20 protein-coding genes are annotated in these 15,097 nt (G+C 63.7%); 7 read left to right on the forward strand and 13 right to left on the reverse strand.

Annotated features, from left to right (window positions below; translation table 11 throughout):
• Positions 1-202, forward strand: a 202-nt coding sequence (locus FF100_RS35480) for a transposase (protein ID WP_139038114.1), incomplete at its 5' end; no start/stop codon positions are given.
• 118 nt (positions 203-320) lie between these two features.
• On the forward strand, positions 321-554 hold the full coding sequence (locus FF100_RS35485; protein ID WP_139040703.1) for a hypothetical protein: 234 nt from the start codon (positions 321-323) through the stop codon (positions 552-554).
• 41 nt (positions 555-595) lie between these two features.
• On the opposite strand, the gene FF100_RS35490 is transcribed toward FF100_RS35485, so the two are convergent.
• The 8 genes from FF100_RS35490 to FF100_RS35530 all read right to left on the reverse strand — a co-directional run bounded on the left by FF100_RS35490 (position 596) and on the right by FF100_RS35530 (position 7,309).
• Entirely contained in the window at positions 596-1,003 is a 408-nt protein-coding gene (locus tag FF100_RS35490) for a helix-turn-helix domain-containing protein (protein ID WP_246102749.1), read from the reverse strand.
• A 41-nt stretch (positions 1,004-1,044) separates the two neighbouring features.
• Entirely contained in the window at positions 1,045-1,632 is a 588-nt protein-coding gene (locus FF100_RS35495) for a hypothetical protein (protein ID WP_139040704.1), read from the reverse strand.
• Positions 1,629-1,928: a hypothetical protein gene (locus FF100_RS35500; RefSeq protein WP_139040705.1), complete on the reverse strand. Its 300-nt coding sequence runs from the start codon at positions 1,926-1,928 to the stop codon at positions 1,629-1,631. Before FF100_RS35500 ends, FF100_RS35495 begins: the two co-directional genes overlap by 4 nt.
• Before the next feature lie 11 nt (positions 1,929-1,939).
• Positions 1,940-2,413 (reverse strand): hypothetical protein, encoded by a 474-nt coding sequence (locus FF100_RS35505; RefSeq protein WP_139040706.1) that lies wholly within the window; start codon positions 2,411-2,413, stop codon positions 1,940-1,942.
• Positions 2,414-2,423: 10 nt separating this feature from the next.
• A complete protein-coding gene (locus tag FF100_RS35510; protein ID WP_139040707.1) occupies positions 2,424-2,687 on the reverse strand; it encodes a hypothetical protein in 264 nt (87 codons plus the stop codon).
• On the reverse strand, positions 2,684-6,169 hold the full coding sequence (locus tag FF100_RS35515; RefSeq protein ID WP_139040708.1) for a bifunctional DNA primase/polymerase: 3,486 nt from the start codon (positions 6,167-6,169) through the stop codon (positions 2,684-2,686). The genes FF100_RS35510 and FF100_RS35515 overlap by 4 nt, the downstream gene beginning before the upstream one ends.
• Complete coding sequence (locus tag FF100_RS35520) at positions 6,166-6,531, reverse strand: hypothetical protein (RefSeq protein WP_139040709.1); 366 nt, start codon at positions 6,529-6,531, stop codon at positions 6,166-6,168. Before FF100_RS35520 ends, FF100_RS35515 begins: the two co-directional genes overlap by 4 nt.
• A gap of 562 nt (positions 6,532-7,093) precedes the next feature.
• The gene (locus tag FF100_RS35530) at positions 7,094-7,309 is read right to left on the reverse strand and encodes a hypothetical protein (RefSeq protein WP_048435064.1); all 216 of its coding nucleotides are present in this window, start codon (positions 7,307-7,309) and stop codon (positions 7,094-7,096) included.
• 165 nt (positions 7,310-7,474) lie between these two features.
• Here FF100_RS35530 and FF100_RS35535 point away from each other — a divergent pair, with 165 nt between their 5' ends.
• From FF100_RS35535 to FF100_RS35555, 5 genes are all read left to right on the forward strand, one after another.
• On the forward strand, positions 7,475-7,975 hold the full coding sequence (locus tag FF100_RS35535) for a TraY domain-containing protein (RefSeq protein ID WP_139040710.1): 501 nt from the start codon (positions 7,475-7,477) through the stop codon (positions 7,973-7,975).
• A 322-nt stretch (positions 7,976-8,297) separates the two neighbouring features.
• Positions 8,298-8,567, forward strand: coding sequence for a hypothetical protein (locus FF100_RS35540; protein WP_139040711.1), 270 nt, complete (start codon positions 8,298-8,300; stop codon positions 8,565-8,567).
• 46 nt (positions 8,568-8,613) lie between these two features.
• Positions 8,614-8,940, forward strand: coding sequence for a hypothetical protein (locus FF100_RS35545; RefSeq protein WP_139040712.1), 327 nt, complete (start codon positions 8,614-8,616; stop codon positions 8,938-8,940).
• Positions 8,937-9,905, forward strand: coding sequence for a phage protein (locus FF100_RS35550; protein ID WP_139040713.1), 969 nt, complete (start codon positions 8,937-8,939; stop codon positions 9,903-9,905). Before FF100_RS35545 ends, FF100_RS35550 begins: the two co-directional genes overlap by 4 nt.
• Before the next feature lie 19 nt (positions 9,906-9,924).
• Positions 9,925-11,919: a phage tail tape measure protein gene (locus tag FF100_RS35555; protein ID WP_139040714.1), complete on the forward strand. Its 1,995-nt coding sequence runs from the start codon at positions 9,925-9,927 to the stop codon at positions 11,917-11,919.
• Here the strand turns inward: FF100_RS35555 and FF100_RS35560 are convergent.
• The 5 genes from FF100_RS35560 to FF100_RS35580 all read right to left on the reverse strand — a co-directional run bounded on the left by FF100_RS35560 (position 11,916) and on the right by FF100_RS35580 (position 14,741).
• Entirely contained in the window at positions 11,916-12,266 is a 351-nt protein-coding gene (locus FF100_RS35560) for a hypothetical protein (RefSeq protein WP_139040715.1), read from the reverse strand. The two genes, FF100_RS35555 and FF100_RS35560, sit on opposite strands and share 4 nt — an antisense overlap.
• 262 nt (positions 12,267-12,528) lie before the next feature.
• Positions 12,529-13,494 carry an Abi family protein gene (locus FF100_RS35565; protein ID WP_139040716.1) on the reverse strand — a complete coding sequence of 322 codons (966 nt, stop codon included), beginning with the start codon at positions 13,492-13,494 and terminating at the stop codon, positions 12,529-12,531.
• Positions 13,495-13,779: 285 nt separating this feature from the next.
• Positions 13,780-13,962, reverse strand: coding sequence for a hypothetical protein (locus FF100_RS35570; protein WP_139040717.1), 183 nt, complete (start codon positions 13,960-13,962; stop codon positions 13,780-13,782).
• Positions 13,959-14,240 carry a hypothetical protein gene (locus FF100_RS35575; RefSeq protein WP_139040718.1) on the reverse strand — a complete coding sequence of 94 codons (282 nt, stop codon included), beginning with the start codon at positions 14,238-14,240 and terminating at the stop codon, positions 13,959-13,961. Before FF100_RS35575 ends, FF100_RS35570 begins: the two co-directional genes overlap by 4 nt.
• 3 nt (positions 14,241-14,243) lie before the next feature.
• Positions 14,244-14,741, reverse strand: coding sequence for a hypothetical protein (locus tag FF100_RS35580; RefSeq protein ID WP_139040719.1), 498 nt, complete (start codon positions 14,739-14,741; stop codon positions 14,244-14,246).
• Between the last annotated feature and the right edge of the window lie 356 nt (positions 14,742-15,097).

Below are 15,097 nucleotides of genomic sequence, written 5' to 3' on the forward strand. Positions count from 1 at the left end.
CGCGACGGCCGTGATCCCGAACAATCCCTCGCGATCCAGGAAGTATGAGCTCGATACGGCCCTTTATACGGAGCGCCACCTGATCGAATGCTGTTTTTCCAAGCTCAAACAGTTCCGACGCGTCGCGACACGCTACGAGAAGACAGCCCGCAACTACGCCGCCGTGGTCACCATCGCTGCCATCGTCCTATGGCTCCGATAACTGTCCACACCGCCTAGCGGATGCGCAACGCAATCTGGTCCAGGTGGAGAAGTATCCGAGTCGCGCACAAGAATGGCTTGGACTCGATTTATTCGCTGCGTGGGCATACGCTGGCAGAATGATCGCCACCAACTCTCTTGCCGACGCCTTGCCGCTCGTCGCTGCGCTGGCCGAGGAACTCGCCTTTGCGATGACCTCCGACCTCATGGCCGAGCAGTATCGAAGGCCCAACTCGGCACTTGACCAACTCGCGGCCGCCAAAGCCTTCCTCGACCGACATCACTACCCGATAGGGCCGAACGCGCAGGAGGCGATTGAGATTGCCACAGCGCAAGGTGGCTTGCCCAGCTAGCCGGCCGAGACTACACCTGAAGCTCGATGAGGTCGCTCCCATCAATCATCCTTGGGGCCTCCCCGCGATGCCGGCATGGCGTCGATGAACGCCTCTAGGTCGACGCGGCGGATGAGGGTCGTGCTGCCACGTTTCCCAGCCCGAAGTTCTCCTGCTGCAATCAATTTGTAGACCGTCGCCCTGCAGACCCCGATCGCCGCAGCCGCTTCGTTGATCCGGTAGGCGATCCGATCCGATGCTAGGGCCGACGACGGAGGAGGATCCGGCCGAGGGGCAGGGGGCTCCTGCAACGGCAATGCCTGCACCGCAGCCCGCACCTCAAGCTCGATCAGCCGGCGGATCGCGTGCTCGGGGACCATGGCCCGCAGGCTGGTGGCGATGTTCTCGACGACGCGGGCCACGGCGGCGTCAACAAGCTGCTGCCGGTTGTCGGTCAGCTGCTGCGGCACTTGGGGCGGGCGACCAGGAGTGCGGGGCACGGCAGTGCTCCTCAAGCTGCCTTGCAGGTACGCCAGGCGTCGCGGACTTCGTGGCACCGGGCCAGGATGCCTTCAATCCACTCGGCGTCGGCGTTCGTCGGGCGGCGCTTCAACACGCACCGGAAGGTCTTGAGCCGGTCGCGATCCTCCCGGGACAGGAACTTGCCGCCGGCTGCCTTCGGGATCGTCCAGTCCAGCATCAGGCAGTGCTCCACCACGTCGCCCCAGTGCGCGATCCGCTGCGTGCCCCAGATCGGCAGGCCGTGGCGTGTGGCGGGCGCATCGGGTGCATCTCTTGCTTCTCTCCGCCGGCGCTCGGCCGCCTCGTAGGCTTCGCGCATCAGGTCGGCGCTGTCCCGCGCCATGCTCCCGAAGTCGACATCGCCAAGGTCCGGCTCGCCGGGTGGGAACGGTGTGAGGATGATCCGGGGCCAGGCGGCAGCCTCCTCAATCACCGCAGCGAGGGCGTGGAAGTCGAGAGAGGCCGCCGACAGGGTCCGGCCGATGGCCCGCACGGAGCTGACCACCTCGCCGTCATGGTCGCTCGCCAGCAGGCGCACGAGCTTGCCGAGCCTCTGCGCGGTCTCGACGGGTATCACGCGGCGTCCCCGGCAGCGGTCGCAGCATCCATCTGGGCGAGGTCGATCGCGCGCAGGGCGGCCGGCGCCACGAAATCGAGGATGGCGACGCCTTCCGGGGTGTCAGGGACCCCGGCGAGCACGTCGGTGTCAGAGGCGGCCGAGCACATGCCGAGGAGGTAGAGCCAGCCAGGGCGCCCCTCCTTGGTGCAGCGAGCAACCTCGACGCCGCCGGTCTGGCCATAGACGTGCAGCACGGTCCAGCGATGCTTCGGGGTGCCTCGCTCGGCGGCTCGAAGCGGGATGATGTCGGCCATGGTGGGGCTCCTCAAGCGGCTTTGCGGGGGTGGCGAGCAACAGCCTCGGCAAGCTCGCGCTCGCAAGCTGCCTTGAAGTCGGCAGCGCGTTCGTAATCGCCATCAGGCCCGACCCACGGACCCTCAGGACCGCGAACGGCGAAGGTCCATCCGCCCGAGGAGGACACCGGGCCGTCCGCTGTAATCGGCACGGGGCGGTCAACCGCGGCGGAGATGCGGAAGGCGATGATGGGTTTCGGGTCGAGGCAGACGAGCCCCTTAGCGGCCTCGGCCACGGGCGGGATATTCACCTCGAACACCATGAAGCCGGGCGGGGCCGGGACGATGGTCCCGCACAAGGCATCCAGGTCGGCGACCGGGAGGAGAAGGCGTTCCTTCCGGCCGTCCGCAAACATCACAGAGAAACCGATGCCGGTGCGCGGCTCCTCGGCCGAAACAATGTGGTCGAGGTTAACGATTTTGCCGTCGTTGGTGGTGACGAACATGCGGTGATCCTTAGGCTGCGGGATGGGGCTTGTTCAGGGCGGCGTAGCTTGCCCAGACGTGGCGCTTATCCGGGGTCTGCATCGCGTTGATCGCGCGGGCGGCGGGGAGGCCGGACGGGTCGCGCTCGGCTTCCCGGAGCAGGCGCACAGCTTCCTGACCGCGCGGGCCGGTCGCCAGGTGGATCACCGCCTCAAGGCAGCGGCAACGGGCGATGCGTTCGGGGGCATCGATCCCGGGGCTGAACGGCCCCCAACGGTCGGCGGCGTCGATCATTCCGCAGCCTCCAATCGGATCGGGGTCATTGTCGCGAGAACCGCCTGGATCGAAGGCGCCCACCGGATCGGCCGGGCGTCGGACGGCAGAGCCCAGCGCACCACCTCGGCCTTGACTGGCGCAGACCGCTCGGCAGCGGCGGGAACGTCGACCACGCGCCGGAAGCGGGCGACGAGTTCGGGATCGTAGTCGGCCGCACGGAGCGGCAGGGCGCTCGCCGGAGCGGGCGGGGTCGAGACTTCGGCTGGCTCAACCTGCGGCGCCCGCTCGAGCTCCTCAATCTTCACCCACTTAAAGGCGCCGAGCCGGTCGAACAGCCAGCCCTCAAAATCCGCTGGGGCGTTCGGGAGCAGGATCGCCTTGGCCGGGGCGTAGCGCCCGCGGCGTTTGTAGGTCGCCTGCCTGACGATGGCCCCGACGTGTTTAGGGGTGCCGGAGACCTCCGTTCCGGGGGTGTTCTGGCCCGCCGTGACGATGGTTGTAACGTCTATAGTTATATCCCTTATAGACGTTACAACCATCGTCGGCGGAAGCGCCTCGCGGGCGGCCTGGCGGGTCGGGGCTACCTCCGGAAAGCACGCCATGATGTCGGCCGGGCTTTCGAGCAGCACGCCTTCGGGCGCCATCTCGGCCCAGGCGCCGACCTTCGCCTCGTCCCACGACACGACGGCATCCACGCTGAGCGGCAACGGCACGTCGTTGATGATGTCGACGAAGGCGGGGGCGTCGGGACCGCGGCGCAGGGCACGCAATCGACCGATGGCCTGGATCAGCCCGGCCTCGGTGATCTGCCATCGCAGCGCCTCGGCAACGGAGTCGGGGTGCCACTCGTGCTCCACCTTCACCGTCGCGCCCGACGCCAGTCGGATCCCGCCTTCGGTCCGCGGGTACCAGGCGCCCCCCGCTTCGCCCTCGGGCAGCGCTTGGGTCACCTCGCCGGTGATGATGCCGGCCAGCGGCTCGACGATCCGCGGCCCCGGCTGCAACCGGCCGATGCAGATCAGCCCGCCTGCCGTCGCCCACCGATCGATCCCGGCGACTGCGCCGAAATGGGCGGTCTCGACGTTCTCCGGCAGGCCGATCTCCGAGAGCTTCGCTACCAGGGCTTGAGGCGCAATCACGACCACGATGCGGGGGAAGGCCAGCGCGGCGCGCAGCCGGATCAGCCGCATCAGGTCGACCACCGACCGGCGGGGCATGTCGAATTCCTTTCCTTCGATGATCCCGAGCTTGCGGGCGGTGACTGGCGCGCCGACGATCTGACGTGTTCGGACGTAGGGGCTCCACCGTGCGGTGATGTCGGCGCGCACCTCGACGGGATGGCCGAGCACGGGGGCGAGCAGCGCCGGTTCAGGCAACGTGGCGTCGAGGAGGAGAGCGGGGGCCGACCACGAGGTGCGGACCGTGCCGAGGGAGCGGCGTTCGATCACCCGGCACTCGGCCTCGCGGTCGTAGCGAAGATAGAGGCGTCCGGAGGCGGCAGCGCTCCCTTCCAGGAACGTGCGCAGCTCGGCCCAGAGGCCGGCGAGGAGGCGCATTTCCTTGTTGTGGGCTGCAACCGCTGCCGCGGCTGCCCTGCGCGCCTTCGGGGGCATCCCGGGCGTGATCCCGGGTTCTCTCTGGCGCATCCACTCAAGGCGGTAGGCGTTGGCGGCGACGGTCTTGGTGACGCCGTGCTGAAGCAGGATTTCCCGGCTCAGGGGGCCGTCCTCGTCGTGAGCCCGGAGCGCTCGGAGCAGGGCACCGCGGGCGCTCTGCAGGTCGTTCGCGGCGTTGCTGAAGACGCTGCCGTCATCGTCGCGCTCGAACGGGGCTTGCTTGATGGCGTCGAGCGACATGCAGGCCGGCTTGTCCGGCAGGGCCCCCATCGTGAAGCCCTCGTCGATCACCAGGGCGTCGGGTTTCGGGATGAACGAGGGGCGGGACTGGAACAGCAGGGCGTGGGGGATCAGCCAGACTTGCGGCTTGGCCTGCCGCTGCCGCTGCATTCCGCACAGGGCGTGGAAGGGGCAGAGGTACTGCAGGCCGTCCACCCGCCGCTCACACACTGCCGCCCGGATGGAGCCGCCCGCGTCGCGTGCATCCTGCATCGCCGGCAGGTCGAGGCACATCGCGGCATCTTCCGCGTCCGGGTCGGCGCTGGTGTAGCCGCGATAGACCCGGGCCTCGACGCCTTGGGCTGCGAACCGCTCCTGCAGCTCGGTCAGTAGCGAATGCATCGGGGCGGCGTAGACGATGCGCTGACCATCCTTGGCGGCCTGTGCCGCGCCGGTAATGGCGAGCGCGGTCTTGCCGATAGCGGTCTCGACGCGGGCCGCCCAAGAGGTCGGGGTGGGCTCGGCCGGCGCTTCCTGATCGCGTTCCTTCGCCTCCTCGGCGCTCACCTCCCAAGCCTCCCGGTCGGCTTTCCAGGCCGGGACGTGCTGCCCGAAGAAGGCCTCCACGACAGCGCGGGTCTCTGCCTCCGCTTCGGCGACGTTTTTGCGGTGGTCGAGGTAACTCGGGGCCGCAGCCGGCATCTGCGCGGGGGGCTGCGGGGCGAGGGTCACGAACCCGCGGCGCACCCGGTCGAGGAGCGCCGCGGCTTTCACCCGGGCGGCCTCGGGCGACCACCGGGCATCATCCAGCAGGGTCGAGGCGGTGAACGCCTCCCAGGCCCGGCCAGCGAGCGACGCAACCGTGATCTCGGCGCCCTCGTCCCGCATCGCGAGCGCGACGGCGTAGACGGTGCGGGTCAGGTGAAATTCGCGCCCATCGACCACGATACCGGTCTCATCCCGGACGATCTGCCCGCCGCCGGACCCGGTGCCTTTGCCCCGCCCCGCCCGCCCCCCGGTCCCGTTCAACTCGACGACGCGGCCAAGGCGCGCCAGGAAGTCGTCAACCTGCGCTTGGTTGATCTCCGGGGCCGCATCGGGCCCGGCGGTCAGGGGCGTTTCAGCCCCGATCCAGGAATAGGGCTGGAGGGTCTTGGCATGGACGCCGTAGGCGACGAACTGCGTCCCCGTGCTCAACACGTCGATGCCGTCGCCGGAGCCGTCGGCCGTCTTGAGGTGGACGCTCGGGATCGCCTCGGCGGCGCGGTAGACCAAGGCGACCTTCGGGGCCTGCCCCTGACGGATGAACGGGGTCTCGCCGAACACCTCGAACGCGAGAGCCTGGGCCCGGTCGGCCATGTCCGGCTCAACGATGAAGTCGGCGTCGATCGTGACGATGTCGCCGCAGGCCATTCCGGTCCCGGGCCACTTCCGCTCGCACTTCTCCCAGTCGGTGAGGTCTGCCGTGGAGGTGCCGGGCCCTTCGAATAGAGCGCGCTCACCCCACCGGCGGATGCCCGGAGCCTTGCCCCGTCCGTTGTGCTTCGTGTTGTCGTGGGCGACGATCGGGAGGACGCACGGCCACCCCATCCTCAGGAGTTGGCTGCGGACCTGCGTAGGTGTGAGCCCAGAGACACCGGAGGGCGGGGGCGCCGCGACCGTCAAGCGGTGGCGCCTCCAATCCGAACACGCTCCGCAAGATTGCAGAGCGTGGCGTCGTCATGCGCTTGGAACCGACGGAAGGCGCTGTGCGCGGTCCGCTCGTCCACGTCCGTGTTGGTGTGCGTGATCTCGAACCCGAGGGCCCAGGCTAACGCCTCGTCGGGCCGGCGCTCGACGGCCACGAACCCTCGAACGCCCACCGGGATCGGAGCCGTGATCGCGCCCTCGGCACGGGCGAGAACGATCTCGGCGTGCGCGGCGAGGCGCACGCGGTGGTGACGATCAGGGCGCCGGCGGAAGAACGCCGCGTCGCTCTCCCGGCACGCCAAGATGATGCCGCGCATCTTGGTGGGGATCCGGCTCATGCGGCCGCACCAGGCTTAGAGCGGGGCGCCGGCTTCACCTCCTCGAGGATGGAAGCCGCACTTGCGATGCAGGCCGCGGCGCACCGAATGCCGTAGGCGGCCCCGCGCCGGTCGTGGATGGAGGCAAAATCCGCGGCCGCCCCTGCGTAGGTCTGGGCAGCTATCAGCGCCTCAGCCAGCGCCTCAAACACGGGCGTATCGGTACCATGAAAGGGAGGGGGCGCCGTCTCTGCGGCGATGAGGCAGCTCATGCCCGCGCCCCCCAGCGATCAACCCGGGAGAAGGCGAGATCCGCCAACGCGCGAGAGGTTTCGACCGGATGCCCCGTGCGGCGGGCGATCGTCCGAACCTGCAGCTCGCGAGCGTCGTTGGCATCCCAGACGGGAATGGCGGGGTCGATGTGCGAAATAGATTGCCGATGTACGGCGGTGCGCTTATGTACGGTCACAGCGATTTTTGACCTTTAGGCCCCGCGCGGTGACCCCGTTGCGGGGCCTTTTTTGTCTGCGCGTCGGAGCATCTGCGGATAGCCGGCAGGCCGCGCCCGCCAGCGGCGGGAAGATCAGGCGGCGATGCTCTCGGGCTTGAGGCCGAGCAGCCGCAAGGCCTCATGCGCAGGGACGACAGTCGCCCGACCCAACCGGATCGAACCCACCTCCTCCCGCTTGATCGCTTGATAGAGCGCGTTTCGAGAGAACCCGCTGGCTTCGGCCAGGTCGGGCACCTTCACCGATCGGCCTTCGCGCGCTCGCTTCACCACTTCGCTGAAGACGCTCATCCGAGCCTCCAATTTCAAAGCACCAGTGCTGTACAAACTAGCGCGGTACGGGATGTATCGCAAGCGCTTTGGTGTACAAAAAGCACATATGCTGCTTAAACAGCCTTGTGGGACGGCGGACCGAATGATATTTGCTGCGGAGACGTAAGAGACGGAGAGGACGCAATGGCCCGTCGCCCCAACGACAAGACCGGCGCTCCGCGCTTCCCCATTCAGGCGCGGGTAACCCCCGAGCTGCGGGATAAGCTGACCGCAGCCGCCGACGCCTCCGGTCGGTCGATGGCGCAAGAGATGGAGTTTCGCCTTGAGAGGTCGCTGGATGGTTCAGACGACATCATGGAAAAGCTGAACGTGTACGTTAAGTCGCTTGAGCGGCTATTCAACAAAAATATTGAATTGATGGAAAAAAGCGCAGACGCGCTGATTGAGTCATGCGGAGGAGATGATCTTTTTACTCTCTGGCGCATTCCAGCCGAACACATTCAGCGCATTGAAGAGAAGAATGGGAAATCCATACGGGAAGATGTCGAGACGCGTCGCGAGGCAGAGCGAGCAGTTCTCGGCGCAATCACGGATGTATTTAGGAAATTACCGCCCTCGCTGTCACAGAAGATTGGTGGTGAGAAGTTGATACACGGCGGTGCGGCTCGGCTTCTCGAGGATTGAGTTGAAAAATCCGCGTCGCAAGGGACGCAGGGTACGCAAAGGATATAAGGTTGTAACACAATCGGCATTTCCGTGGTTCACTCATGCAGTGATCGTGCGGAGAATTTTCCGTGAGAGCCGCTTGTGACAACGTGATCAATCTTCGACTGCCTGCTTCTATGCGGGCAGCGCTTGATGCTGAGGCTCGCGCATCTGGCGTGAAGCTTTCCGCCGCCGCTCGTGTTGCGCTTGCCGCAGGTCTCAGGAGTAGCGAGCCGCAGCCTCCACCTGATCCCGATGAGCCCCCGCCGAACGGCGCTGCCCCGGCGACGAGGCAGGCCGCATGAGCGACGGTGCAGACGCCGCCCGCGAGGCCTTCGCCGCAGTCGAACCCGCCAGCGTCATGGATACCCGCCCGATGACCGGCGCCATGGCGGCCGTTGAAGGCGTGTTGAAGCGCGTCGGACTGCCGGCGGATCCGGACGTGGTCGCGACCATCGCCCTGTTCAGCGTGGCCGGCTTCCTGATCGCCGGCGGAGATGATGACGCCATCGCTCCCGCCGTCCTTGATGAAGTGATCCGCGCGGCGGCAGTCTCTGATCTGGTGACTTGATGAGGACGCCCACGCCAAGCTGGTGGGTCCTCCTGGCGGGCCCGCTATGAGTGACGTTCTGCACTTCCCTTCGCGTCTGTCCGGCCGGGACATGACGCAGATTTGCCGAATGGGCGAGGTTGGCGGCTTGGAGGTGCTGCTGTTGCACGCCGAGCGCGACGAAGCCGAGCCGATGGTCGTCGCGCTCCGAGCCGGCGCCGCCGTTGCCGAGATTGCCCTGGTGAAGTGCGAGCTATTCCCCGCCGCCGCCCTGCCTGACGCGCACACCTTTGCTGATGCCCTGTTCGCAGCTCTCAAGGTGATCCGCGAGCGCGGCGTGCTGCGCGACGCCTTCCTCGGCCTGCATGCTCCCGACGATGGAGAGGCCGCGTGACCCGCCAGTACCTCCGCACGGCTGAACTCACGTTCGAGAAGGGCAGCGACACCATCACAATCGGCGGCGAGGCTGGCTCCACGCTGCGGTTCAGTTTCAGCGTGGAGCACGGCGATAAGATGTCGCCGAACCGGGCCGCCATTAAGGTATACAACCTCGCGCAGTCGAGCGAAGCTAAATTTATAAAGGAGCTTGGCAAAGTCAGCCTATCAGCGGGCTACCCAGGTAATGTCGGATTAATATTCAAGGGCGAGATCATCCAGACTTTTGCTGGCAAAGACAGCCCCGTCGACAGCTTCGTGTTCAGCCTGGCATCCGACGCAGACACGGCTATAAACTATGGTGTTGTCAACAAGGCGCTGGCGGCAGGGCATACTTATTGCGATCAAGTAATGGAATGTTTCAAAGCCTTCCAGCTTCACGGTGTCGAACTTGGTTTCATCGCTGATCTAGGATCAAAGCGGTTCCCTCGCGGTGCTGTTCTCACTGGCATGGCAGTGGATAAGCTTCGGACCATTGCATTTGCCACTCAATGCTCGCCGAGCATTCAGAATGGAAAATTTCAGATGGTCAAGAATACAGGCACACTCCCCGGCGGCGCCATAGTGCTCAACAGCCGCACCGGAATGATTGGCCGCCCACAGCAGACAATCGGCGGCATTGTCGTGCGGACGCTGCTCAATCCGCGCATTGTGGTCGGAGCAATTGTTCAGATCGATCAAAACAGCATAGATCGGCAGGTTTTCGACGCATCTTACACGGGAGCCGTCACAAATACCCTCATTCCTGATGTGACGGTCGATGGTCTCTACAAGGTGCTGTACGTCGATCATCAGGGTGATACACGTAGCAGCGATTGGTACACGACTGCAACTTGCGTAGCATTGAGCAGCAACAAGGGCATCCCGATTTCGCAGGCGCAGCGCGGCATCTCCCTCGGCGAGCCCATGGCCGGCCAGAACTAAATCTTAGAAAGGTCCAGTCATGGCAGACGATATCCTCAAGCAGTTTTTGATCTCAATCGGGTACCGCGAGGACGAGGCCAGCAAGAAGCGGTTTATGGAGGGCTTGAAGAAGGCAGAGCTTGCCGTGGCCGGGCTGGCGACGGGCCTGACTGCTATGGCGACTGCGGCGACGGTTGCTGCCCTCAAGGTGGCCGGTGCGTTCGAGGGGCTGTCCTACGTCTCGCAGAAGGCCGGCGCGTCTATCAACAACCTCAAAGGGCTGGCCTACGCCGTTTCGCAGCTAGGAGGATCCTACCAGGGTGCTCTAGCGTCCGTCGAGGCGTTCGCCAAGCAGATGCGGACGAACCCCGGTTATGAGGGGTTGGTGAGGTCGCTTGGCGTCGCCACGCGCCAGAACGGCAAGCTCCGCGAGACGACGGATATCCTATCTGACCTCGGGGAGGTGTTCCGAAAGCAGTCATACCATATCGGATACACCTACGCTCAAACGCTTGGCATTGACGAAGACACGTTCCGAGCGCTGCGCAATAATAGCGACGGGCTAAAGAGGTTTAAGGAAGAGTACGAGAAGACCACCCGCCGCGTTGGGCTTGATAGCGAGGACGCCGCTCGGAAATCGACTGCCCTGATGCAGTCGCTCCGATCGTTGCAGATGTCTGCTGAGGTCGTCGCGCAGAAGCTGATGACCGACTTCGTGCCGGCCATCGCCGCGATCATCGACAAACTGCGGGCCTGGATCGAACAGAACCCAGACCAAATCCGCGTATGGATTGAGAACGCCGGCAAGGCTGCTATGGCGCTTGCGGCTGGTTTTATGAAGGTGGTCGACGCTATCACCCCGCTCGTCACGGGCCTCGGCAACATCACGTCGTCCATCACTGGCGAGAAGGGGTTGCAGGGTGGACTCGAGGTCTTCGCAACTTGGCTGACAACGGTGTGGCTGGTGAAGATCCTGGCCGCTTTCACGGGCGTTGGGGCAGGCTGGGCCGCCATGCTCCTGCGGATGGGCCTCAACCCCGCCGTGCTGCTTGGCGGCGCTGCGGCGCTGTCGGGCGTGGCAGTGGCAACTCAGCTACCGAAGGCCGTGGCCCGCGGCGGTGCCGATCCTGCGACGGGCGGCGCCCTCGACGCGAACCCCATGGGTGATGTCGGGAAGGAAAACCAGGGCAGTCTTGGGCGATGGTGGCGTAGGACCATGCCGACGTGGCTCGGTGGTGATAGTCCCGGCAAGGGGATGCGAGCTCGTGCGGAACGGGGAGCCAAGGCCGATCAGACCAACTACAACTTTACGGGCGAAAACGCCGACGCGTTGCGGCAGGCCGCCAAGGAGCTTGGCACCTCACCGGAGGATCTTGCCACCGTCATCAGCTACGAGAGCAAGTTCCGCCCGAACGTATGGGGTGGGAAGGGCGGTAACTACATGGGGCTGATCCAGTTCGGAAAAAGCGAACGTGATCAGTTTGGCGCGAACGACAAGCAAAGTTTCAAAGAGCAGCTTCCCGCGGTTGTAAGGTTTCTCAAGTCGCGCGGCTTCAAGCCAGGCATGGGGCTGTTGGATCTATACAGCACCATCAGCGCGGGTCGCCCGGGGCTGTACGATCGCAGCGACGGCTACGGCACCGTCCGATCCCATGCGGAGAAGATGCAGCGAACGGAAGCTGCCAACGTGGCGCGTTTCCTTGGAAGCACAGGCGCCGCGCCTGAGCGCCGGCCTATAGGACAGGCAACGAATGTCAGCGATGCGGAAGTCATCGCTAATGATCACGGCCATTGGAACCGCCTCAGCGCCGCGTTGGGTAAAATGGATTTCTCGCGAACCCATGGAGCGGCCGAACAGCCGCTTGGTGTGAGCAACACCGACAACTCGTCCTCGAAGACCCTCAACATGCCTCAGAACATCACCGTCAACGTCCAGGGCGCCGGGTCGGCGACAGACACCGCCGCCGCGACAACCCGCGCTCTAACCCGCTTTCAAGAGTTCAGCTTGCGGAACGCTCAAGGGGCGGTGCGCTAGTCGGCACACCGAAGGAACAGCCCTGCCGCGCGGGCATCACCGATCGTCTCCGCGAGAATATGCCCATTGCGGAGACGATAGTTCATCCTCACGCCTTCAAACCCCGAGCCGTTGGTCTGGAATGCCCCGGCGCCGGCTTGGGATACCGACGCGGACGAACGCCCACGGACCTCCGAACGCGAGATGACGAGCAGGTTGTCCCCGGTCGGGGGAGTGGCACGGTTCTGGTAGTAGGCTTCGCAATCGTTGCCTGATGCGGCCCAAACCCCACGCATGGCCTTCGGCACTTCCTGCGCCACAGCCGGAGAGCACATCAGGATAGGCAAGGCAACGAACATGAACCGCATCGCGCACCTCAGCGTCGCATCGACCGTTTAAGGTATGAGGAGAGCTATCGACGCGGCTAGCGGCAGTCCAAGCATTTCCTGAAACAGCGAGCCCCGCCGGCCGGGTGGCCTGACGGGGCGCGGGGCCAATACGCAACCCAGCCCATGCGCAAGATGATGGGGATTGGTTACCCGGCCATCAACCCTGAGGCACCGACCCCCTGCACGCGGCTCCGCTGGCCGGCTGCGCTGAAGGCATACAGAAGCGCATAGGCGAAGCGCGTCATAGCGCGGCTTTGGCGGTGCTTCCGCTTATTTGAGGGGTCGACCAAGGCGGCGTATCTGCCCACCCATCTGAGAAGCCCATCGCTCGAAGGGGGATGTTAGGCCGTGTGTCGATCAGATGCAGCAGCCGCTTTTTCCAAGGCGAGTTGCCATCTATGATATTAATCAGATGCCATATCATAGCACATAATACATATAGTCTGTCATGAGAGCTTGCCGGCCAATGACTAGCATAGACTTTAGGTATTTTTGGTTTAATCGTAAATTTTCTATTCCATATACGCCCATGATGCGCGCAAACATTTCTGGCGAAGCTTAGCGAATGAAGCCAACTTTCCAAAATATCATGCTGAAGACCAAAATGCGACGCAACTTTTATTCTAATGGGTCCTTTTGCATTTTTATATATTTTTGATATTGCACCAAAGGAAAACAGTTCCATCATCATCCAACAAGGAGGGTAAGGATTTGAATATTTTTGCATAAAATGATTTATGAATATGTGTTGATGGGCCGCCTTTCGATCCCCAATATACTCGTCCATAAGCATCTTGATGTGGCCATGCGAGCCGCGGTCAAAATGCGTTTCATCGCATAACCAAAACGGCCCGTGAGTAACCGCCCCTTCGCCGGAGAGAGTTGCCTTTATGGCGACTTCAATACGCTCGAAGGATCTTGAAAGAAGAGCGCGCAATCTTCTATCAAAGGCATACACGTCCATTAGGTGTTCAAATGATGTGCCCGGTTTAAGACGTTCTAGTTGAGGGTCATTGGGGTCGGCATAGTAGCGGAAATATCCTGACAGCCTGTAATATCCAACATATGTAAGAAAATAAGTCGCCTTTCTTTCATCATCTATTTCTAGGCCACGCTCCTTAAGTAGTTCAATTTGATCGTTTATATTAAGAGCAGGTTTAGCAAAATCTATTTTAGACAAAAGAAAACCCCCCTGAGGCGCTTCCATGGAGAGGCGTGGGGGGTGTTATTAGTCACGATACTTAGACCCCCCAAGCCACGAGTCAAGGGGTATTTATGCGCCCTCTTAAGCCTTTTTCACACCTGAACCCGGGTCCGCTAATGGATTTTTTGCAACAGGGCTGCGCCTGAAACAAAATTTGAAGCCCGCTCAAACGGAGCTGCGCACTCCATCTGCCGGAATAGGTAGCGGACCCGGATGCAGAGCCAGAGGAACCGGGCAACCTGGCGGGGCGACAACCGGGCCTCTGAGACGGGGATCGCGGTCGGCATATCAGCACCCCGCCAGATAGAGGACGATCAGGGCGGTCGCGGTGATGACGTTGCCTTTCCCGGCCTCGTGACCCGCCCGGTTGAGCACCTGGCGCCGGATGGCGCGCAGCCGCATCATTCCGAAGGCAACGCCGCGGGGCTGCCCGAGGGCGAGGGACAGGCGGGCGGTGGCGGAAGTCTTCACGCGCGGTTCTCCGGAGTAGTGGTCTCAAGGTCGAGGTCTGAGCCGCGCAGCCACACGATCTGCGAGGCGTAGCCCTCAGGGGCACCAAGGGACGGCTCGGCGTCGGCGCCGTCCTCAAGGTCGGGGTCGCCATCCATCTCGTTGAGGATGGCAATCAGCTTGTCGGCGGTGTCGAGGGCGGCTTGCGCTGCGACCTCGATCTGTTCACGGAATGCTGCCTGAGTGTCAGGCTGGCGGGAGGGCTTGGTGCGGGGCCGGAAGTTGAGGATGTCAGCCACGGCTCAGACGATCCAGGCGCGAATAATGTCGAGCAATAGTGCGTTCTCGCTGATGCGACTGTTACACCTCATTTCGTACTGAGTACGAAGCATCAGAATTTCGTTGCGCTCAAAATCATCTCGCGGCTTGCGGGTTGCCATCTCTTTTTCGATCCGCTGCATGATCCAAGAAGCGCGTTCCTCCTCGAATTTTACTAATTCTCCGAGTTCTGTCGGGTGGAAGCGAGATTGGCGATCGTCGGCATGGCAATAGGGTCGCGCTGCGACGCCCTCCCACGAAAACCTTGCGACCTGATACGCCTCGAACAGCGCCGAAAGCTGGAACACGTCGAGCTTCGTCAGGTCGATTTGCTCGGCTGAGCAGCGGGCAAGGTCGTCAGTATCCGGCTTCGCCTGCGCCTCCTCGGCGGCTTGCGCGACCTGCATCCCGGCCGGCTCGGCATTGACCATGCCCGCGAAGGCGTCGAGGATCAGGCCGAACAGATAGCCAGCGTCCTCCACGTCGCCGTCTGGACGGGTGGCGCGGGCAACCCGGGAGAGGGCGAACCTAACGAGGGCGTGACGCCCGGCCGTCGTCGTTGGGACGGTTCGCTAAACGGCCATCTGCGCCTTCACGTCGGCCTCGCAAAGGGCATCCTCGTGCCTGGATTGCTCCAGCGTGACGCCCTCTCCGGGAATTGCAGCCTCGAAGGCGTCGAACGCTGCCGTTGCCGCCTTGCTGGCGGCGATGGCCGCTAGCACTACTTTGGCAGGTTGAGGGAACCCATCCGGTTATGGCGGCTTCGCATGCCACGGCGATAGACGTGGGTGATCGCGATGTCGGCTGCGGTCGGATGGCGTGATGATCTGGATCGATG

The organism is Methylobacterium terricola, from assembly GCF_006151805.1.
Classification (GTDB): domain Bacteria; phylum Pseudomonadota; class Alphaproteobacteria; order Rhizobiales; family Beijerinckiaceae; genus Methylobacterium; species Methylobacterium terricola.